Consider the following 20,805-nt stretch of genomic DNA (forward strand, 5'->3'; position numbering starts at 1 on the left):
AATCTAACCCGTTTTGGATCAAGCTTTCCACCAGCGCCGCGGCTCGACATTCTCGGCCAGCGTGTCTGCGGGGATTTCGCGCGCGATGTTGTAGATCTCCTGATAGGTATCCAGACCGCCGGACCAGCCGTTCAGACGCTCACGCCACTCTTCCCAAAGCTGGGGCTGGAACTCGGGCGAGCACATTTCCTCGGCCATCTTGATCTGCGCGGCGTCCAGTTCGGCAACGCGGACGTTGTTCTGGGCAAAGATCGTGTTCGGACCCTGTGGGTTCGAAGCACCGACTGTGTTGACCAGCGCCGCCTCGTTCGCCGCCTGCACGTGAACCTGCGCAAGGTAGGCCGACTCCATTACCGCATCCTGCAGTTCGCCACCAAGGCTGTCGAAGGCAGACGCCGACATCGCCGTATGCTCGGTCCCGCAGAAGAACCGCAGGTCCACGGACTGGGACACAACCGGCGACATGTTCGCATAGGCCACGGCGGAGGCCCATGTCTCGGCACCGTCGATCAGACCCTGCTTGAGACCATCAAGCGTTTCTTCCCATGCCACAGGCACCGGGTTCAGGTTCAGCGCCTGCATCGCGATCCGACCCAACTGGGTGCCGGTGACGCGGTTCTTTGTGCCGAAAAGCTGCTCGATGCTGGTCACCGTGGGCTTGTCTTCCCATGACAGACCCAACTGGATGCCGCGCAGTTCGGCGTGGCTGAACAGGAACTTCAGGCCGTGACGCTTTTCATAAGGCTCACGCAGCAGCTTTTGCGAATCGGGGTGGTACATGAAGTAGTACTGCGCCGCGCGGGACGGGAACATGTAAGCATAGTCCAGCACGTTCAGGTAAGGCGCACCACCGGCAGAGTTCTGGGTAGAGGCCGCATAGATCTCGACGATGCCCTGCTGGGTCTTTTCCACGCAGGATGTCTGGCCGCAGATCTGGTTGTCGCCGATGAACTCGACCCGGATTTCACCGTCGGTCCGGCTTTCCAGATCGCGCGCGAACTCAAGGCAACCTGCGCGTTCAATCAACAGGTTACGCTGGTTAAAGCCCGCGGCACCAAACTTGAAAGTGAATTTCGGCTCTTTTGAAAAGCGTTTTTCATATGTGGATTCTGCCGCTGTCGCCAGATTGGCAAGGCTCATCGCGCCACCAAAGCTGCCTGCCGCCAGCAGCGTCGAAGACAGGCCATACTGGCCTGCTACACGAAACAGATCGCGGCGCGAAATGCCCTTGAGTTTGTCTTGTACCTTCATGTTGGTTCCTCCCGTTCGAAGCACAATCGTCAATTAATGAGACTTATGGTTTCAAAAAAGACTAGCTTGAATCGAGGCATCTGTATAGAATTTTCTTCAACGGGTTGGAGGAATCGTCAGATGAACGCGGATTACATCGTGGTGGGGGCAGGTTCGGCTGGCTGTGTTTTGGCCAACCGGCTCAGCGCCGATCCGAAAAACAAGGTCATCCTGCTTGAAGCCGGGGGGCGCGACATCAATCCCTGGATTCACATTCCCGTCGGCTACTTCAAAACCATCCATAATCCGTCGGTCGACTGGTGTTACAAGACGGAGCCCGACCCAGGATTGAATGGCCGTTCTATAGAATGGCCCCGTGGCAAGGTGCTGGGCGGCTCCTCCTCTCTCAACGGTTTGCTCTACGTACGCGGCCAGCCGCAGGATTATGACCGCTGGCGGCAGATGGGGAATACAGGCTGGGGTTGGGACGACGTGCTGCCATTGTTCAAACGTGCGGAACGTAACGAACGCGGCGCAGATGAGTTTCACGGCGATCAGGGGCCGCTGTCGGTTTCAAACATGCGCATCCAGCGTCCGATCACCGATGCCTGGGTCGCTGCCGCACAGGCCGCAGGCTATCCCTTCAACCCCGATTATAACGGGGCTGAACAGGAAGGCGTTGGTTTCTTCCAGCTGACGTCAAGAAACGGGCGGCGGTGCTCTGCCGCTGTGGCCTATCTCAACCCGGTCAAGAAACGCCCGAACCTGCAGATCATCACCCACGCGCAGGTCGACAAGGTCATCATTGCAGACAACCGCGCCACCGGCGTGACCTATACTGACCGCAGCGGGCAAGAGCAGACCATCACCGCCAATCGCGAGATTGTTCTATCGGGCGGTGCGATTAATTCGCCCCAACTGCTGATGCTGTCGGGTATTGGTGAGGCCGACCAACTGGCCGAACACGGGATCACGGTTACACGGGATCTGCCCGGCGTCGGCAAGAACATGCAAGACCATCTGCAGGCGCGACTGGTCTACAAATGCAACGAGCCCACCCTGAACGATGAGGTATCGACCCTGATGGGGCAGGCGCGCATTGGCCTGAAATACCTGATGTTCCGCGCTGGGCCGATGACCATGGCGGCAAGTCTGGCAACCGGCTTCATGAGAACGCGGGATGATCTGGAAACACCGGATATCCAGTTCCACGTGCAGCCGCTCTCGGCGGAAAATCCCGGCAAGGGCGCTGACAAGTTCTCGGCCTTTACCATGTCGGTCTGTCAGCTGCGCCCAGAAAGCCGGGGAGAGATCAGGTTGAGCAGCGCCAAGCCCCGCGACTATCCAAAGATCATCCCGAACTACCTGTCGACCAAGACCGACTGCGATACGATTGTCGAAGGGGTAAACATTGCCCGCCGCATCGCACGCCATGCGCCTTTGAGCTCAAAGATATCAGAGGAATTTCGCCCTCATGCGGACCTCGACATCAATGATTACGACGCCACACTGGACTGGGCGCGTAACAATACCGCGTCAATCTATCATCCGACGGGCACCTGCAAGATGGGCAATGGCAAAGACGCAGTCGTGGACGCACGTCTGCGGGTTCACGGCGTCGCCGGGCTGCGTGTCGCCGATTGCTCAATTATGCCAGAGATTGTATCGGGCAATACCAATGCGCCTGCGATCATGATCGGGGAAAAGGCAAGCGATCTGATATTGGAAGACGCACGCGCCTAAAATCTGCGCGGCGCAAGTCCCGCATGAAACCACCGCAGATAGGTGTATATCGAATAGACGGGCCGCCCGGTCGCAAGCGCGATATCTGGCGCATAAGGCACCATGTTTGTGCATTCTAGAATGATTGGGCCAACCTGAGGACTTTCCGCAACCAAGGCTTCTGCCTTTGCAACCATTTCGGCCCGTGCGGCTCTGACATCGAGTGTCGTCCGGTTCTCAAGGATCGACGTGGCAAAGCTGCTGCCTTCCATGCCCTTGATCGGCGTCTCCTCCGGAACCCCGGCCATTCTCAAATGCTGCGGCGACAGGCTTGTCGCGGAAATGGTCAGAATTCCCAGCGTCCGGTCAGGTGCCAGCATCGGCAGGATTTGGCCCGCCTGCTCAAGCGCGGAGGCCGCGACCGGCACGCCCAGCGCCTCAGCCAGCCGGGGTCGGATCAGCGCAAGAAACCCACAGGTCGTGGCGATGCCGGTGCAACCTTCGCCAATCAAATTTCGACCCATCTCAATAAAGGCCTGCACGAAGGGCTCCATATCCTCGCATACAATGGCTTGCGGCGTCGCACCATCGACCACGCCATACCGCACAGGGAATGGCCATGTGTCGGGATTACCGACATCACCCGGAATACGAGGGAATTGCGTATCAAGCATCAGAATGCCCAACCGCGCGCCTGACCTGTTTTGCAGCATGTCACCCATGCAAGATCAATGCGGTGCGACAAGGCAGCTGACAAGGTCGAATTCCAACGATGACAATTTGTAAACATTTTGTTGATGTTTTCGTTTTTCGTGCAATGATGCTTTTGGGGAGAATCGTTACGTGACGTCAAACAGCTTACAAGGGGCTCTGACATGACCCGGCACGTCGTTGTTATCGGTGCGGGAATCGTTGGCATTTCAACGGCCATCTGGCTGCGGCGCGCGGGCGTCGAGGTCACCGTGGTCGACCGTGGCGCGCCCGGAACAGGCACGTCCCACGGCAACGCCGGTGTGTTGGCTGCCTGCGCCATGGTGCCAGTTACAGGCCCCGGATTGATGAAAAAGGCGCCCGGCATGTTGCTCGACAGTGACTTCCCACTGTTCATGCGCTGGACGTATCTGCCCAAGCTGCTGCCATGGCTGCGCAGATATATGTCGCACGCCAATGATGCCGACACCAAGCGGATTGCACAGGGTTTGATCCCGATTGTCGCCGACACAGTTGAACAACACAAAAGCCTTTGTAACGGTCTGGGCTTGGGATCGTGGGTGAACGACAGCGACTATTGCTTTGCCTACACTGACCGCAGTGTGTTCGAGGGCGAGGCCTATACATGGGCCATCCGCCGCGATGCTGGCTTTGTGCCAGAGATCATCGAAGGGCAGGATGTTCGCGATTATGAGCCATCTTTGGGCGATGACATCACCTGCATGGCGATCCTCAAGAACCACGGCTTCATCCGCAGCCCGGGTGGGTACGTTCAGGCGCTGGCGCGCGCTTTCGAGGACATGGGCGGCACCCTGCGCGAAGCCGAGGTCAAGGACTTTGATCTGACGGGCGGCACGGTCACGGCAGTGCAGACCACTCAAGGGACCATCCCTTGCGATGACGTGGTTCTTGCCACCGGCGTCTGGTCCAAGCCGATGATGCAGAAGCTGGGCCTCAATATCCCGCTTGAGACAGAGCGTGGCTATCATATCGTGTTCGAGAACGCGACCGGCGGCCCGGCGCGGCCGATCATGCTGGCATCCGGCAAATTTGTCGCCACGCCGATGGATCAGGGCGTCCGCTGTGCCGGGATTGTCGAATTTGGCGGGCTGGACGCCGGTCCTTCCAAGGCACCGCTGGCGTTGCTCCGCAGACAGGCGGCCAAGGCGTTTCCAAACATGAAGGCCACCAATGAAATTGAATGGCTGGGGCACAGGCCCGCCCCCAGCGACAGCCTGCCCCTGATCGGACAGGTTGGGCAAAGCCGGGTCTTTACCGCCTTCGGGCATCATCACATCGGGTTAACAGGCGGGCCAAAAACCGGCCGCCTTGTGGCCGGGTTGATCACCGGGGAGCAGGTCAATACAGACCTCGCCCCCTACCACCCGCAGCGCTTTTCCTGAGGCCTGCGATAATAAAGAAACTGGGAGAATACGTATGAAGATGACAAGCAAACTGATGGCTGGCGCCGCGACACTGGCGATTGCCGTGACCGGCGCTCTACCTGCAATGGCAGCGGAAAAGTGGGACATGCCGATGGCCTATTCCGCGTCGAATTTCCACTCTGAGAACGGCGTGGCCTTTGCCGACTGCGTGCGCGACGCGACGGGCGGCGAGATCGACATCACCGTGCATCCGGGCGGCTCGCTCTTTGCCGGTGCCGATATCAAGCGCGCGATCCAGACCGGCCAGGTTCAGATCGGTGAGCGTCTTTTGTCAGGTCACCAGAACGAAAACGCAGTGTTCGGATTTGACTCCGTTCCATTCCTTGCGCCCTCGTTCGATGATAGCGCCAAGCTGTTTGAAGCTGCCAAGCCCAAGCTTGAAGAAGTCCTGGCAGAGCAGAACCTGACCATGCTCTATGCCGTGCCATGGCCGCCGCAGGGTCTTTACTTCAATAAGGAAGTGAACAGCATCGATGACATGAAGGGCATCAAGTTCCGTTCCTACAGCAACGCCACCTCGCGTCTGGCAGAGCTGACCGGCATGCTTCCGGTAACCATCGAAGCCGCTGAAATTTCCCAAGCCTTTGCAACAGGTGTTGCGGAATCGATGATTTCCTCCGGGGCCACCGGTTATGACCGCAAGGTATGGGAAAGCCTGTCGCACTTCTACGAAGTGGATGCATGGCTCCCCTACAACTACGTCATGGTAAACAATGATGTCTGGTCAGGTGTCTCGGACGCCAACAAGGCAGCGATCACCGGCTGCGCCGAAGAAGCCGCTTCGCGTGGTCTGCAGGCTTCCAAGGAATACACCCAGTTCACCATGGACGGTCTGGCCGCAGGTGGCATGACCGTTCAACCCGCCGGTGACGAACTGATGTCCGGTCTGCGCGACGTTGGCGCGACCATGACCGCAGAATGGCTGGAAGCCGCAGGCGAAGATGGCAAAGCCATCGTCGATGGCTTCAAGGCGATGCAATAAACCATTTGGCGGCCCCATCGTTCGGGGCCGCCATTTGCATTTCAAGGGGGCGACATGGCTGCCATTCGCAAGTTTCTGGATTTTCTTTACATGCTGGCTGGCGTGCTGGCTGCGCTCTGCCTGATCTCGATCCTGCTGCTGATCGTCGTGCAGATGATTGCCCGCTGGACAGGCGAAGTCTTTCCCGGCGCGCCAAACTACGCGGGTTACGCCATGGCCGCCGCCAGCTTTCTGGCCTTTGCTAACGCGCTGAACCGTGGCGCACATATTCGGGTATCAATCCTGCTCAATGCGGTCACGGCTGGACCGAAACGATTGCTTGAAATCTGGTGTTTTGGATTGGCCGCAGCGATTGCCTGGTATTTTACCTACTACGCCTACTGGTTCGTCTACTGGTCTTGGAAGTTCAAGGAAGTCAGTCAGGGGCAGGACGCAATACACCTCTGGATACCACAATCCGTTATGGTCCTTGGCGGCGGTCTGCTGGCGCTCGCCCTGACCGACAACTTCATTCAAGTGCTGATCAAAGGCGAACACCGCATCGTCCGCGATTCCATTGATCAGTCGCACGGGGAATAGTGACATGACCGAACTTTACGCCATCTCTCTGTTCCTGTTTGTGCTGTTCTTCCTGCTTGGCACCGGCGTCTGGGTGGGCCTCGCCCTGATGGGCGTCGCCTGGGTCGGAATGGAGCTTTTCACCACGCGGCCCGTGGGCGACACCATGGTCACCACGATCTGGGCCTCGTCCTCAAGCTGGACGCTGACCGCCCTGCCGCTGTTCATCTGGATGGGCGAAATTCTGTATCGGACCCGATTATCGGAGGATATGTTCAAGGGCCTTTCGCCTTGGCTCGCCCGCCTTCCCGGCGGTCTGGTGCATACCAATATCGTCTCCTGCACGGTCTTTGCCGCCGTCTCCGGCTCTTCCGCCGCGACGCTCACGACGGTAGGCAAAATGTCGATCCCTGAACTGCGTGCGCGGAACTATCCTGAGAAAATGGTGATCGGCACACTCGCCGGGGCCGCGACACTTGGCCTGATGATCCCGCCCTCTCTGGCACTCATCGTCTACGGGGTCACAGTGAACGAAAGCATCACCAAGTTGTTCTTTGCCGGCGTCTTTCCCGGTCTGGTCCTTGCAGGGATGTTCATGGCCTACGTCGCCGTGGTCAGCTTCACCTCCAAGGACTGGAATCCGACCGTTGAGCGCGGGATGAGCTTTTCCGCTAAACTCGCGAACTCCCGCTTCCTGATCCCCGTCTTCGGGCTGATCACTGTTGTTATCGGGTCCATGTACACCGGCCTTGCCACCGCGACCGAGGCCGCCGCGATTGGCGTGATCGGTGCCTTGGTGCTGGCGCTGCTGCAAGGTTCACTTACCCTGCAAAGCTTTCGCGAAAGCCTGATGGGAGCAACCCGAACATCTGCAATGATCGCACTGATCCTTGCCGGGGCCGCGTTTCTAAAGCTGTCCATGGGGTTTACGGGGCTTCCCCGATCATTGGCCGATGGCATTGCCGCAATGGAACTCAGCCGCTTTCAACTGCTTATGGCCCTCTTGGTCTTCTATATCATCCTCGGCATGTTCCTTGATGGGATCTCGGCCATTGTGCTGACCATGGCCGTTGTGGAACCGATGGTGCGCGACGCCGGGATCGACCTGATCTGGTTCGGTATCTTCGTTGTCGTGGTGATCGAGATGGCGCAGATCACGCCGCCTATTGGCTTCAACCTCTTTGTACTGCAGGGCATGACAGATCACGAAATGGGATACATTACCAAGGCCGCGCTGCCGATGTTCGGCATCATGGTCCTGATGGTCTTTGTTCTGATCTGGTTCCCTGAGATCGCCACATGGCTGCCAGATAACCTGCGCAGTGGGCCGGGTTAAGGCACATGTATGATCACACGCATCTTCTGGCTGGCCTCGACCCACGCACGTCTTTGCCTGATACTCGGGCTGGCTGCCGGACTTCTGCTGCCCGGCTTTGCCGCGACCCTCGTTACGTGGTTGCCGCATATGGTCGCCGCCCTGCTGACCACCACGGCCCTGCGCATCGGGCACCAGGCGGCGATGGGGGCCATGCGCGATCTGCGCTGGGGTCTGGGATCGGTCGCTGTCCTGCAAATGATTGTCCCGCTGTTCTTGCTGGGTGTGCTGACGCTGGCTGGCCTGCAAGACACGCCTGCCGCGCTTGTGATCGTCCTGACGTCTGCCGCCCCGGCGATTACCGGCAGTGTGAATCTGGCGCTGATGATGCGGCTGGATGGGGGGCGGATGATGCAAATCCTTGTGCTCGGCACGGCTGCCTTTCCGCTGACCGTTCTGCCGGTGCTGATGCTGATGCCGCAACTAGGACCGGCCGATCAGGTGGTCTTGGCCGCGCTCAAGCTGTTGGGTGTGATCATTCTTGCAGCGGGCGCAGGGTTCACCCTACGCGCATGGCTGTTCCCACAGCCGACAGACGGTCAGATCAAGGCGCTGGACGGGCTGTCCGTGCTGGCGTTCTCGTTCATCGTTGTGGGGCTCATGGCAGCCCTGAACCCCGCCCTGCGCAGCGATCCCTTGACCGTGGCGCTCTGGGCGCTTCTTGCCTTCGCGATCAGCTATCTGTTGCAGCTCTTCACGCTGCTCACCCTGCGTCGTACGCTCCTGCGTCCTGTTGCAGGGCCGCTGGCCATTGGCGCGGGCAACCGCAACATCGCGATCTTTCTTGTGGCGCTGCCCCCCGACATACTGACGCCGCTGATGATATTTATCGGCTGCTGGCAGCTGCCGATGTATCTCACGCCGATGCTCCTGCCTCGGCTCTACCAATGGGCATTATCGAATGAGTGACTGGCCACGCATACAGACAGTCGGGTTGTCCGGCCTGTTGATTACCTTCGCCGCCGCGATGTCCGAGCCAGCCAACCGCGCCGCTCTGTCATTTCGCGCCGCCGTTGACGCGCAGGACTGGCCGGAGGTCAAGGAAACCAGCACCTCGCTTGTCTCGACCTTTCTTGAGGTCGATCTGGCGACAACACCGGCGGAAAGCATGGAAGAACGCCTGCGCGACCTGCTCCAAAGCAAGGACTGGTTTTCCGCGCCGCTTCCTGCTGGCCGCACGCTTTGGCATGTGCCCACGGTTTACGGCACCGACCTTGCCCCACAGCTGGAGGAGGCCGCGCAGGTGGCAGGCGTCGATCCCGATGCGGCGATCAAGGAAATCTCGACGTCCCGCGTGCGCGTGCTGACCATCGGTTTCGCCCCCGGCCAGCCCTACACCGGAGAGCTGAGCGAGACATGGAACATCCCACGTCAACAGGGACTGACCAAATCCGTGCCCGCCTGCGCACTTGTTGTCGCCATCCGGCAGTTGATCGTTTTTACAAATGACACGCCGACAGGCTGGCGCCATATCGGACAGACCCTGTTCAAGACCTTTCGCCCCGACAACCCCAAGCCCTTCACCCTCGCCCCCGGGGATGAGCTTTTGTTCCCGGCAATCAGTCGTGCCGAATACGATGAGATCAAGACCAAGGACACCTCCGGTCTTGGCGGCGCCACCCACGAGGCCCTGACATGAGCGCGCATCTGACGATCCAGCAGGCTGGCCCGGCCATGACGCTGCAAGACATGGGACGCCCCGGTTACCGGGCCGAGGGGTTGACCGGCGGCGGCGCGGCGGACCGGCTGGCGCTTTATGAAGGCGCTGCGCTGCTGGGACAGAAACCTGACCTCGCGGCCATTGAAATGGCGGGCAGCGGCGGCACCTTTGTCGCGGACGCGGACATCCGCATTGCCCTGACCGGGGCCGAGATGGCGGCGAACATCGACGGCGAAGCGGTGGTGTGGAACGCCAGCCATCTGCTGCCTGCAGGCGCCAAGCTGACCATCGGGGGTGCACGCAACGGCAGCTACGGCTATCTGCACGTCGGCGGTGGCTTTGACACGCCGCTGGTCATGGGTGCGCGCAGTGCACACCTGGCCTGCGGGATCGGGGGCTTGCTGCAGAGTGGTGAAAGCTTACCCGTAGGCGCTGACAAGGGCCGAGACGTAGCGATGACCTTGCCCAAGCCGGACCGTTTCGGCGGCGGCAGGATCAGGGTCGTTGCCTCGATGCAGACCACTGCCTTCACGCCAGAGACCATCGAACGTTTTGTGACGACAACCTTCCGCCGCGATGCCCGCGCCAACCGCATGGGCGTGCGTATGGATTTCGACGGTGACGGCTTTGCCACCGAGGAACAGCTCAGCATCGTCTCCGAGGTCGTGGTGCCCGGCGATATTCAGGTTTCGGGCGACGGTGCCCCCTATGTCCTGATGTACGAATGCCAGACCACCGGGGGCTATCCCCGCATCGCCGCCGTTCTGCCCTGCGACCTGCCGCGCGTCGCACAGGCCCAGACCGGGGCCGAGATCACCTTTGAATTTGTCGAGATGGCCGAGGCCGTCGCCCTGCAGGCGCGCTTTGAAGCCGAATTGAAATCCCTGCCTTCGCGGGTCACACCGCTGGTGCGCGACCCCGCCGACATCCGTGACCTGCTCAGCTATCAGCTGGTCAGCGGCGCCGTCTCGGCCACAGCCAACCCCTTTGATGAGGAGACCTGATATGCCAACTGTCGATCTGAACGCCGATATGGGCGAAAGCTTTGGCCCGTGGAAAATGGGCGACGATGCTTCGCTGCTCAAAATCATCACCTCGGCCAATATCGCCTGTGGCGGTCACGCCGGAGATGCCGACGTGATGGCCGACACCATGCGCATGGCGCAGGAAAACGGCGTGGGCATCGGCGCGCATCCGGGGTTCATGGACCTTGCCGGCTTTGGTCGCAACCGCATCCAGATGCCACGCGGCACACTGCAAAACCAGATCCGGTATCAGGTCGCTGCTTCCGTTGGTATGGCCCGCAGCATGGGGGTCAAGGTACGGCACCTCAAGCTGCACGGCGCCATCGGCAACATGACCTCGGAAGACGCGCAGATGGCCGAGGATCTTTATGACGCCGCGCTGAGCGTGGACCCGGACCTGATCGTCATGGTGCTGGCCGCGACAGCGCAGCAGGAGGCGGTTGAGAAGCTGGGCTGCAAATGGGCAGGAGAAATCTTTGCCGACCGCGCCTATAACGACGACGCGACGCTGGTGGACCGACGCCAACCCGGCGCGGTGATCCACGACGCGGAGCGCGCGGGCAGCCGTATGGTCGAAATGGTCAAGGCGGGCGCGATCATCACCGAAAGCGGCAAGCAGATCGAGACCCGGATCGACACGATCTGCCTGCACGGCGACACGCCTGAAGCCGTGCAGATTGCCGGGTCAGTCTGCAAGCAACTTGAGGCGGCCGGGATCACACTGGAGCAGTTTGAAGGCCATAAGTAGGACGCGCTGCGGGCATGACGCACTCAGCATAAACTCTTGATTAGCTTATATTAATCAAGAGTTTATCACAGCGATACCCCTATGTTTCAATTGAAGATTCCGCTTACGTCCCCGCGGGGGCGACAGGCACCAGACGCCGCAGCACGTCAGTTTGACACGTATCCGGCGACCACCTGCAAGAGTTTGTAGGCTGTACGTGCGTCGCTGCCCACCACGTCAAGGAACTCTTCCGCGCCGATACGCAGGCAGGTCAGATCGGTCTTGGCGCGCATATCCAGCGCGCGCGGCACATTGCGGATCACCCCCAGTTCACCAACCAGCTTGCCGGGGCCCGATGTGACAATCAGCTTATCCTCTCCATCCTCGACAGGCAGGAGCAAATCCGCCTCACCCTCGACCACCAGAAAGGCGCCGCTGGTCGGATCATCGTCCTTGTGAAAGACGTATTCGCCCGCACTGGCAGAATACCACCGCGCCCCGAAGGCCAGCAAACGAAGCTGTTTGCGAGCAAGCCCTGAGAACAGGTCCGTCTGTTCCAGAGCCCGCAGTTTGCGCGCCAAATCGGCGCTGACGGTGCTGTCCTCTTCTGTCGGCAAGTCTCCTCCCACGCTCGACATCCTTCCTTGCTGAAGCACGAACTGCGCATCGAAATCCGCAACATCCGCGAAACTCGGTTCCAGACAAATGATCGTTGAGTGCGGCAGCAACGTACGCAGTTTCATGTGCAGCGTGCTTCGGGTCTCTGCATCATAGCTCGACAATACGTTGTCGAGGATCAGCACCTGCGGCCGTTTGATGGTGGCCCGGCTGATGGCCAGCGTTTCGGTCAGCAGAGTTGGCAGATTGCCCCCACCCAACGTCAGCGGCATATCGAATATCAGGTCAAGCACCAGGCCATCCAGATCAGCATCATAAAGCGCACCAACAACGATTTGCCGCAGGTCATCGCCCTTTGCCCCCGCACTGTCAGCGATCTTGCCGAAAAGGGCATTCTCCAACACCGTCAAACCGGCGACAGGTGCATCTTGCGAGATTGGTGTGAACACATCCCTGAGGCTCTTTTGCAATGCGGTCCCGTGTCTTTGACGGATCTCAAGAACTCTTTCGGTGATGTCTTGCGGAAAGGCTGACCCCAGCTTTTCGGCAGACATGGCAAAGGTGACGGCTAGCATGATAGCCTTGTCCGTCGTGCTGAGTTCTTTGCCATCGCGGGTTTTTTCGCGCAGTTTTACGGCGGCTTCGAAGGTATCCGGATCGACGCCCAGCTTGCGGAACAGCGGGTGATCGGTGCCATCGACACCAAAGATCTGGCGCAGCAGATCAACCATATCGACCGCCAGTTGCAGCAGGTCAGCCTCAAGCCCCAGCTTGGACAACAGGTCAATGAAATCTGTCTGACCTTCCAGAAGTGTTGCTGTCACTTTCTCGTTTGGGGTGGCGAAAATCAGATTCTCGGCAACGGGCAGTGCCGGGTTATAGACTTCTTTATCGAAAAAATGCACCTGCGCATCCAGATCCGCGGCACGGACACGATCGGCGATATCGGTGCGCAGCGATACAAGTGCGGCGGCCAGCGCATCATGTTCTTCTGGATCAAACCTTTGGTCGATGCCGCGTGCGAAGAGCGCCTGATCAATTTCCATGCCTTTAATCAGCTGTAGCCACCAGGCCCGCAATCCGGCATCACTGCTGGCTTCTTCGGCTTCGGGGTCGATCCACCGGGCATTGGGCAGATCAGTGCTGTTGCCCGCGCGTGCGCTTTCTTGCACGTCATCGGAAGGATCGCCGTCCTCCACCGGTTTCAGCTTGAGCGGCAAAGCGATGTTGTCGCCAAAGCTGCCGACGAACATCACGGGCCGGGACGTGGCATAACCAATGCGCTTGGCAATTGCCGCCTGATGCAATCCTGCCAAAGCATGCCCGGCGATGGAAACGCCCCCGGACGCCGGGACAAGTTCGCGCAACAGCACCTCGGAAAGGGCCCGTCGATCCTCATCACTTGGCGCGGTGATCGCAACTGTGCTGGCCGCGGCGAAGGTGACGTTGATATCTTCCAACACCATGTTCCCATCCGCGTCCTGAACGCTGATGCTATCCAGAACCACGTCACCATCCAGCGCGGGTATCTCACCCGGATCAGTTTCAAACAGATCACGGTCAATCATGCCATGGGGCGCGAAACGCTCGGTGATCGTCTCCCAGCGCAGCGCCATATCCTGACTTTGGTTATAGTAGGCCAACAGCTCTTTCCACGGGCTGGACAGATCCTTGTAGGCAGCAAGGGCGGCGACCAGAGCACCCACCGTCACTTCACCCGTGATCGTCAGATAGCCGCCGATAGAATAGAAGAAAAACGGCGTGAGCTGACCAATGAAGTTGTTGATGAACTTCATGAAGAATTTCTTCTGGAAGATCTCGAACCGGATCGTGAACAAACGGCCAAGCCGGTCTGACACCAAGGCCATGCGGTAACGCCATCCTCCGTTTGTGCGCAGGGTGCTGGCACCAACGGCTTTTTCCCCAATCTCGGCCGCAAGGGCGCGGATCTGGATCACACGTTTCTTGTTCAGCTGGTTGATCTGCTTTTGCAGTTTCGGGATCAGCCATGCCTGCAACGGGATCAGCGCACAGGCGGCCAGACCGAAGGCCACGCTTTGCAGGAACAGAAAGCCGAGGATCGTCAGCATCTGGCCTGCCTGCAACACGGGCTGCGCCACGGCATCGCCCATCAAACCGCCCATCGGTTCGGATTCGGAGGTCACCATCGACACAAGCTCGCCCTGGCTTGTCCGCTCAAAATAGGGGGCCGGGAACCTGAGAATGCGCGCAATCAGCGTATAGCGCAGACGCCTCAACAGACGCTCGGCCAACACACCTTTCATGGTGTTGATCCGCATTTTCATGATGCCGTGTCCCAGCACCGAAATCAGGAAAAGCCCGCACAGCAGCATCAGAAAGCCGATCTGGCTCAGCTCGTAGCCGAAGACCGGCACCGTGTCCGAGCTGGCTCCGATAGCATCGTTGATGATCCGTTTGGGCAATTCCAGCGTGAGATACAGCAGCGGGAACAGCGTGAGCGTCACAGCCAGGAGGATCAGCTGATCGCGCTTGGAGTACTTCCAGATGAATGAGAAAAGACTGCGTTCTATGGGAAAGGTCCAATGTGTAATATGGCAACGTCGCACTACACGCTTAGCAACTGCGTGCCTTGCAAATCAAATGATTTGCTCAAATAAGTTGATGGTCTAGGCTGCCTGAAAAGGAGGCAATGCAGTGACGGCAGTTCTACAGACAGCTTTGATCCTGCTTGTCCTGTTGCAAGTAAAGCATCTCTTTGCCGATTACTTTCTTCAAAGCAAGCGCATGTTGGCGGGGCGGGGAGAGTATCTGCATCTGGGACGCGCGCAGCACGCGGGCCTTCATGCGGTCCTGTCTGTCGTTGCGCTTTTGCTGGTCGGTGCGCCGTTACCGTTCACTCTTGTCCTCTGCGCTGCAGAGGGGATTCTGCATTACCATATCGACTGGGCCAAGGGCCGCCATGCTGACAAAACCAATCATGGACCTGCCGACGCCACCTATTGGCGCGCCTTTGGTGTGGACCAATTGCTGCATCAGCTGACCTATGTCGGAATGATCTGGGCCTGGGCAATCTACGCGGTCTGACGCCCCCGTTTCAGCGACTGTTTCAGCGCTGATCATTGGCACTGCACATCTTGCCGCAAACAATTGTTGCCCATTCCAAAACAAACCATCGTTCTATTCTTGATTGTTAGGCAGAAATGTGGCGAATTCTGTTCAAATCGCCAAAATTCACTCAATTTCAAGGATTTTCTTGATATCTCAGGATTGAATAGGGCAACATTAAGGCGGTGGGTGCCGCATTTGAGTCCAAATGTCGGAGCTAGTGGTCGTGAATTGAGGTAGTCCATCAATGTCAGTGATGACGCTTTCAGGTCTTCAAAAGACCGGTCTTTTCGTCTCTCAGGATATGTTCGGTGCGAACGCAGTGTTCAGCCTCACTGATGATGGTGTTCCAACCGCCGAATATGAAGCTGCGGCAGATGCCCTTGGTGTTCAGAACATTCGGTTCGGCGGCGGTCAGGCTGACCTTGATCCTGACAAGCCAAACGATGCCGGTGATCTGCCGATCGATGGGGTCAGTTCAATCAATATCGTTGAGATGGACGGCGGCGCATTGCGTCCGGAACTGGTCAATTTCCTTGAGTGGTGCGCGGCAACGGAGGGTACGAACCAACCGGTCAAAACCACACTGATCATCCCCACGAAACACCTGACCTCAGAGGAATATGTCGCCTTTGCCGATGAGATTGAGGTTTTCGTCACCAAGGTGATGGCAGAATACGGGGACGTGATTGCCGCCTTCCAGATTGGCAATGAACATTGGGAAATGGGCGAAACAGCTTACGGCATCAAGGCATCCATTGGCGCCGAAGCGATTGAGAAAGGCATGCTTGCCGCCGGGGTCAGCATTGACAACCAGCCCGATATCCTTGTCCAGATGGCGACGGCGGGAAACGAAGGGTCAGAATTTCCAGCCGTCTCAGGCGTCTCTGACTTTGTTGCCCGCAACAAGGCAGCGAACGAACAGGTGATTGCGCAGCTGAGCAACGCGGCCAGAGAGGCCATCGACGGCGTGACCGAGCATTATTACTATAACAAGACAGATTTCGCTTTCCCGGACACAGATGCTGCCGTCAAGAACATCGACAAGGACTTTCGGGTCTGGTCAGACGCTTTCGACAAGGACCTTGATCTGCACATCACCGAATGGAATGTGAAAACATCTGCCACCACGCAGCAGGGCATGGTGGCCGCATCCAGCCTGATCAAACAGTTCGAGAATATGATCGAAATCGGGGCCGATGGCGCGCACATCTGGGCGATCGATTATCATTCGCGCACCGCACTGACCCTAGATACGGATAATGGTGCGCGCTTGGATGATCAGGGGCGGCTGACAAATTCTGTCCAAGGTGCTGCGTTTGATCTCATGGCAGATGCCCTTGCCGGCAAAGAACTGATCTCGACTTCTTTTGCAAACGGCATACCAGAGATTGAGGTTTCCGCCTATGCATCGGCAGAGGAGGTTGTGTTCTACATCTCTTCCCGCACTTTGGATCAGACCAGATTTACGCTTGATCTGGCCCGTAAACTGCCAGCAGTTGGGCCAGTTCAGGCCGTCCAAATGGCGATGGACCCGGCCTCATCAAACGGCAAGCAATGGGAACAGGGTGTGGATGCCGATAGTGTGCTGATCGAGGGCCAGCCTTATTTCTACAACGAACATGATATTGATGTGATCCTGACCGATCTTGTGTTCGAGGATGCCAGTCAAATCGAACTGACGCTGAACCCGTTTGAAGTGGTCGAACTGACCGTCGATCTGAAACCAAAAGATGTCCAAGAAAATCTCAAAGAGATCGACGAGCCGAAGCCGGCGGAGTCACCGAAGGAAGAAATGACTGTCGAGAACCAATACGTTCTTGGGACAGACGAAGACGATTTGATCGATCTGATGCCGAACCTGGTCTACATCGACAGTGGTGCTGGTCTGGATACGGTCTTCGTCGATGCCCTCAGCACAGAGGCAACCGTCAAAGTGGACGGTTACGGCAAACCTGTGATGATCACCGAAGGTTTGCCCAATGAGGTTACCCTTGCCAATGTGGAACGGGTCGAATTCCTTGATGGTACGCTTGCGTTCGACACGGAGGGCAACAGCGGTCAGGCCTACCGGCTGTATCAGGCCAGTTTTGACCGCACCCCTGACGCCGCAGGTCTGGAGTTTTGGGTCAAGCAGCTGGACTGCGGTGCATTTTCACTCAAAGAAGTCGCGTCACATTTCCTGAAATCGGCCGAGTTTGAGAGCGCTTACGGAAAGAACGAAAAACTGTCGGATACGCAATTTGTTGATCTGCTTTATCAAAATGTGCTGGATCGGCAGCCAGATCCAGAAGGCTACGCCTTCTGGTGCGAGCAGCAGGAAAACAACCTCTCGCGCGAGCAAATGCTGGTTTCGTTTTCCGAGAGTGTTGAGAATAAGTCCAATGTTTCATCAGCCATCGACGATGGGATTTGGTACACCTGATCTGAAGCAGGTTGTTTAATCAGTCTCTTCGCCCGCCTGATCACATGTACCCATCGCATGCTTGTCAGATGGTCATGACCATCAGCCCGTCAAGCGCCTGAGCTTGGCGGGCCGCTGGTGTTTCTCACCATCAGATCGGGTACAACCAACTGTCCTTCGATGCTGTCATCCGGTGTAATGATCTTGTGCGCGATCACATCAGCGGCCTTTGCGCCGATCTGGCGCGCCGGGATCCGCACCGTGGTCAGCGCGGGTTCGAACTCACGTGACCCTTTGAAATCCCCGATCCCCGTGACCGTGATGTCGTCCGGCACGCGAAGCCCATGCCGGGATATTGCGTGCAGCGCCCCCCAGGCAAGGACATCATTTCCGCAGATCAGCGCCGTTGGCAGATCGGCCTGTGACAGCAGTCCCACAAGTGCCTCTTTCGCCGCCCCGACGCTGTAGGGTGTCTCAAGCGACCAGCCGTCGGGTATCGCAATATCAAACTCTGAAAGCGCCTGACTGACCCCTTCAAACCGATGCGCCGCCCGGTCATTCCCCGCAAGCGGCGGGAACAGGGCTGCCACCTTCTTGTGCCTCAGTTGTCCGACATGTTGCCCTACCAGCCACCCCGCCTGAAAGTTATCCGATCCAACGCAGGGGAATGGCGCGGTCTGGGAAAAGTTCCACAGCTGGATGGTCGGGACACCCTGACTTTGCAGCAGTGACAGGGTTTCCTCGCTGTGTTCGATCCCGATCAGCGCCATGCCATCCACGCGGTGCTCCAGCATTTTGCGGGTCAGCGCATATTCCCTTTCAAGGTCATAGCCGTGCGAGGCCAGAAGGATCGTGAAACCCAGATCCTCGATGGATTCCGAAAAGCTCTGGATCAATTCAGCAAAGATCGCGTGATCCACGGTCGGCACGATCAACCCGACCGTGCCGCTGCGGATGCCGTGGATCGTTTGTGCCGCGCGGTTGCGGATATAGCCCAAGCGCCGAACGGCTGCGTCGATCTTTTTGCGCGTCGTCGCCTTGACCAGTTCGGGATGGTTAAAGCTGCGCGACACGGTCGAGGGAGATACACGTGCGGCTTTGGCGACAGCTATAATATCCGATTTTTTCTTATTTTTATCAGTCACCTGAGTGCCAATTCCAGTCGAAAAATGAAAACATTTGCAAAACTATTTTCATTACTTACGGTTACCGGTCAAGACATTCGCACGACGGGAGACGCTGCGTTGGAGTTTCTGGCCTATTTCGGTGACGTGTTCACGCCGATCAATTTCGGACTGCTGCTGATCGGTACGATCGGCGGGCTGATCCTTGGGGCGACACCGGGGTTGTCCCCGACGATGGCTGTTGCCCTGCTGATCCCTTTCACTTTTCGGCTGGAGCCTGCGCAGGGGCTGATCCTGCTGGGGGCCGCCTATACCTCGACCGTGGCAGGCGGGGCGGTCAGCGCGATCTTGCTGAAGATTCCGGGTGCCCCTGCAAACATCGCCACCACCCTTGATGGGCATACGATGGCGCAAAAGGGTCAAGGCGCGCGGGCGCTGCAGTTGTCATTCATCGCCTCGGCAGTCGGCGGCGTGTTCGGTGTTCTGCTGTTGATCTTTCTGACGCCGATGCTGGCGCAATGGGCGCTGGCCTTTGGGCCGTCGCACCTGTTCTGGCTCGCCATCCTTGGAGTGACCGTCATTGGGTCGCTGGATTCCAGTTCGGTAGTCAAAGGGCTTTTGTCGGGCTGTATCGGTCTGTGGCTGGCAACCATCGGATTTGACGACATCATGGGTGCGCAGCGGTTCATTTTTCATTCCAGCGTTTCAGGCGGGATTAATGTCATTCCCGCCCTTATCGGATTGTTTGCGATCCCGCAGGTCATCACGATGTTTGCCAAAGATCGCAGAAAGCTGGATGCCGAGGTTCTTACTGTTGAACACCACCCAATTGGTGGCGCAATTCGTGAAGTGTTCAAGCGTAAGCGCGCGTTGGGCATCGGAACGATTACGGGGTCGATTATTGGACTGATCCCCGGCGTGGGCGGGCAGATTGCGGGCCTTGTAGCGTACGACCAGACCAAGAAAATGAGCCCGGAGCGGGACAAGTTTGGCACAGGCCATAGCGAAGGTGTGATTGCAGCCGAAAGCGCGAACAACTCCATGGTCGGCCCCTCCCTTGTGCCGCTGCTGACCCTGTCGATCCCCGGTTCTCCTACGGCTGCGGTGTTGCTGGGTGGCCTTCTGATCCATGGCATTTTTCCGGGCAGCGATCTGTTCGACAACCACCCCGAAGTCGCGTGGACATTCATCAATTCGATGCTGATCGGGCAGATCCTGATGTGCATCTTCGGGCTTTACGTGGCGGGGTTGGCCGCGAAGGTGGCACAGGTGCCAAACGCGGTGATGGCCGCGGTTGTTCTGGGGTTGGCGGTATTTGGCAGCTACTCGGTGCAGAATTCCATGGGCGATGTCTATGTGATGATGACCCTCGGCACAGGCATGTATTTCCTTGAACGCTTTGGTTTCTCGGCGGCGCCGCTGGTGCTTGGCCTGATCCTTGGCCCGATTGCCGAGGCGAACTTTATCCAAGGCAGCATGATCGCCAATGCCACGTCCAGCGTCGGCCAGTACTTCTTTACCGGTCCTTTGAACCTGGCGCTGATCGCGGTTGTCGTCGTGTCGGTCGGCTATTCGGTCTGGATGGAACTGCGCCACCGCCGCTACACCACCAAGGATGACGCGGTAAGCAAAGAGGAAGCGCTGTCATGACCGATCTGCCCCGCACCCAGCATATCATCGCCAGCGGCCTTGTCGCCGCTGTGGGCATCGCGGTGACCTACATCAGTTTTACGCAGGAACCGGCGGCCGCCTTCTTGTTTCCACGCCTGATCTCGACCGTATTTGCTGTGCTGGCGCTCTGGACCTTTGGCAAGGCGCTCTTGGGTCGGACCAAGGTGGGCAACGGGTTGAGCCGTCAGGCAATGGCCAACATTCTGCCCGGTCTGGTCGTAGCACTGGTGTTTGTCTTTTGGGCCGCCAGGACACTTGGCTTTTACACCGCCTCGACGATCACCTTCTTTATTCTTTTGTCGCTCTATGATCCGGCCCCTCATGGAGAGGTCAAGACATGGATCAAGCGCGTGGTCATAACTGCCGGTTTCCTGGCGGTCATGTACGGCCTCTTCGCGATGCTTCTGAACGTGTTCACACCGCGAGAGATTTTCTTCTGAACCGCAACAGCGGCAGATCCAACCAA

At 58.2% G+C, this 20,805-nt stretch carries 16 protein-coding genes and 1 pseudogene; 13 read left to right on the top strand and 4 right to left on the bottom strand.

Annotation, left to right across the window (positions count from 1 at the left end; all coding sequences use genetic code 11):
- Nucleotides 1-18 precede the first annotated feature (18 nt).
- Nucleotides 19-1,251 carry a TRAP transporter substrate-binding protein gene (locus GV827_RS04400; RefSeq protein ID WP_164352487.1) on the bottom strand — a complete coding sequence of 411 codons (1,233 nt, stop codon included), beginning with the start codon at nt 1,249-1,251 and terminating at the stop codon, nt 19-21.
- 120 nt (nt 1,252-1,371) lie between these two features.
- Between GV827_RS04400 and GV827_RS04405 the strand changes: the two genes are divergently transcribed.
- On the top strand, nt 1,372-2,973 hold the full coding sequence (locus tag GV827_RS04405) for a GMC family oxidoreductase (RefSeq protein ID WP_164352488.1): 1,602 nt from the start codon (nt 1,372-1,374) through the stop codon (nt 2,971-2,973).
- Here GV827_RS04405 and GV827_RS04410 read toward each other — a convergent pair.
- On the bottom strand, nt 2,970-3,674 hold the full coding sequence (locus GV827_RS04410) for an aspartate/glutamate racemase family protein (RefSeq protein WP_235930232.1): 705 nt from the start codon (nt 3,672-3,674) through the stop codon (nt 2,970-2,972). The genes GV827_RS04405 and GV827_RS04410 overlap by 4 nt on opposite strands.
- Before the next feature lie 135 nt (nt 3,675-3,809).
- Between GV827_RS04410 and GV827_RS04415 the strand changes: the two are divergent.
- The 8 genes and pseudogenes from GV827_RS04415 to GV827_RS04450 all read left to right on the top strand — a co-directional run.
- Nucleotides 3,810-5,066, top strand: a pseudogene (locus tag GV827_RS04415) (NAD(P)/FAD-dependent oxidoreductase); the annotation flags it as partial.
- A gap of 34 nt (nt 5,067-5,100) precedes the next feature.
- Nucleotides 5,101-6,090 carry a TRAP transporter substrate-binding protein gene (locus GV827_RS04420; RefSeq protein ID WP_164352490.1) on the top strand — a complete coding sequence of 330 codons (990 nt, stop codon included), beginning with the start codon at nt 5,101-5,103 and terminating at the stop codon, nt 6,088-6,090.
- A gap of 54 nt (nt 6,091-6,144) precedes the next feature.
- A complete protein-coding gene (locus GV827_RS04425) occupies nt 6,145-6,669 on the top strand; it encodes a TRAP transporter small permease (RefSeq protein WP_164352491.1) in 525 nt (174 codons plus the stop codon).
- 4 nt (nt 6,670-6,673) lie between these two features.
- On the top strand, nt 6,674-7,984 hold the full coding sequence (locus GV827_RS04430; protein ID WP_164352492.1) for a TRAP transporter large permease: 1,311 nt from the start codon (nt 6,674-6,676) through the stop codon (nt 7,982-7,984).
- A 9-nt stretch (nt 7,985-7,993) separates the two neighbouring features.
- Nucleotides 7,994-8,932, top strand: a complete 939-nt coding sequence (locus tag GV827_RS04435; RefSeq protein ID WP_164352493.1) for a hypothetical protein — start codon at nt 7,994-7,996, stop codon at nt 8,930-8,932.
- Entirely contained in the window at nt 8,925-9,662 is a 738-nt protein-coding gene (locus GV827_RS04440) for a 5-oxoprolinase subunit B family protein (RefSeq protein ID WP_164352494.1), read from the top strand. Before GV827_RS04435 ends, GV827_RS04440 begins: the two co-directional genes overlap by 8 nt.
- Nucleotides 9,659-10,687, top strand: coding sequence for a 5-oxoprolinase subunit C family protein (locus tag GV827_RS04445; RefSeq protein ID WP_164352495.1), 1,029 nt, complete (start codon nt 9,659-9,661; stop codon nt 10,685-10,687). The genes GV827_RS04440 and GV827_RS04445 overlap by 4 nt, the downstream gene beginning before the upstream one ends.
- 1 nt (nt 10,688) lies before the next feature.
- The gene (locus tag GV827_RS04450) at nt 10,689-11,456 is read left to right on the top strand and encodes a LamB/YcsF family protein (RefSeq protein ID WP_164352496.1); all 768 of its coding nucleotides are present in this window, start codon (nt 10,689-10,691) and stop codon (nt 11,454-11,456) included.
- Between the two features lie 146 nt (nt 11,457-11,602).
- On the opposite strand, the gene GV827_RS04455 is transcribed toward GV827_RS04450, so the two are convergent.
- Entirely contained in the window at nt 11,603-14,641 is a 3,039-nt protein-coding gene (locus GV827_RS04455) for an ABC transporter transmembrane domain-containing protein (RefSeq protein ID WP_328823107.1), read from the bottom strand.
- A gap of 88 nt (nt 14,642-14,729) precedes the next feature.
- Here GV827_RS04455 and GV827_RS04460 point away from each other — a divergent pair, with 88 nt between their 5' ends.
- Entirely contained in the window at nt 14,730-15,119 is a 390-nt protein-coding gene (locus GV827_RS04460) for a DUF3307 domain-containing protein (RefSeq protein ID WP_164352497.1), read from the top strand.
- Nucleotides 15,120-15,387: 268 nt separating this feature from the next.
- A complete protein-coding gene (locus GV827_RS04465) occupies nt 15,388-17,565 on the top strand; it encodes a DUF4214 domain-containing protein (protein WP_164352498.1) in 2,178 nt (725 codons plus the stop codon).
- Nucleotides 17,566-17,654: 89 nt separating this feature from the next.
- Here GV827_RS04465 and GV827_RS04470 read toward each other — a convergent pair whose 3' ends face one another.
- Nucleotides 17,655-18,689: a LacI family DNA-binding transcriptional regulator gene (locus GV827_RS04470; RefSeq protein ID WP_164352499.1), complete on the bottom strand. Its 1,035-nt coding sequence runs from the start codon at nt 18,687-18,689 to the stop codon at nt 17,655-17,657.
- Between the two features lie 99 nt (nt 18,690-18,788).
- Between GV827_RS04470 and GV827_RS04475 the strand changes: the two genes are divergently transcribed.
- A complete protein-coding gene (locus GV827_RS04475) occupies nt 18,789-20,318 on the top strand; it encodes a tripartite tricarboxylate transporter permease (protein WP_164352699.1) in 1,530 nt (509 codons plus the stop codon).
- Nucleotides 20,315-20,779: a tripartite tricarboxylate transporter TctB family protein gene (locus tag GV827_RS04480; protein WP_164352500.1), complete on the top strand. Its 465-nt coding sequence runs from the start codon at nt 20,315-20,317 to the stop codon at nt 20,777-20,779. The genes GV827_RS04475 and GV827_RS04480 overlap by 4 nt, the downstream gene beginning before the upstream one ends.
- Nucleotides 20,780-20,805: the final 26 nt, after the last annotated feature.

It is taken from the genome of Sulfitobacter sediminilitoris (genome assembly GCF_010667575.1).
Lineage (GTDB): Bacteria > Pseudomonadota > Alphaproteobacteria > Rhodobacterales > Rhodobacteraceae > Sulfitobacter > Sulfitobacter sediminilitoris.

What these genes read in the sequence shown, in the direction of transcription:
- GV827_RS04440 (WP_164352494.1), top strand. Translation starts at nt 8,925, where the DNA reads ATGAGTGACTGGCCACGCATACAGACAGTCGGGTTGTCCGGCCTGTTG.
- GV827_RS04400 (WP_164352487.1), bottom strand. Translation starts at nt 1,251, where the DNA reads ATGAAGGTACAAGACAAACTCAAGGGCATTTCGCGCCGCGATCTGTTT.
- GV827_RS04420 (WP_164352490.1), top strand. Translation starts at nt 5,101, where the DNA reads ATGAAGATGACAAGCAAACTGATGGCTGGCGCCGCGACACTGGCGATT.
- GV827_RS04445 (WP_164352495.1), top strand. Translation starts at nt 9,659, where the DNA reads ATGAGCGCGCATCTGACGATCCAGCAGGCTGGCCCGGCCATGACGCTG.
- GV827_RS04480 (WP_164352500.1), top strand. Translation starts at nt 20,315, where the DNA reads ATGACCGATCTGCCCCGCACCCAGCATATCATCGCCAGCGGCCTTGTC.
- GV827_RS04450 (WP_164352496.1), top strand. Translation starts at nt 10,689, where the DNA reads ATGCCAACTGTCGATCTGAACGCCGATATGGGCGAAAGCTTTGGCCCG.
- GV827_RS04435 (WP_164352493.1), top strand. Translation starts at nt 7,994, where the DNA reads ATGATCACACGCATCTTCTGGCTGGCCTCGACCCACGCACGTCTTTGC.
- GV827_RS04410 (WP_235930232.1), bottom strand. Translation starts at nt 3,674, where the DNA reads ATGGGTGACATGCTGCAAAACAGGTCAGGCGCGCGGTTGGGCATTCTG.
- GV827_RS04465 (WP_164352498.1), top strand. Translation starts at nt 15,388, where the DNA reads ATGTCAGTGATGACGCTTTCAGGTCTTCAAAAGACCGGTCTTTTCGTC.
- GV827_RS04430 (WP_164352492.1), top strand. Translation starts at nt 6,674, where the DNA reads ATGACCGAACTTTACGCCATCTCTCTGTTCCTGTTTGTGCTGTTCTTC.
- GV827_RS04425 (WP_164352491.1), top strand. Translation starts at nt 6,145, where the DNA reads ATGGCTGCCATTCGCAAGTTTCTGGATTTTCTTTACATGCTGGCTGGC.
- GV827_RS04405 (WP_164352488.1), top strand. Translation starts at nt 1,372, where the DNA reads ATGAACGCGGATTACATCGTGGTGGGGGCAGGTTCGGCTGGCTGTGTT.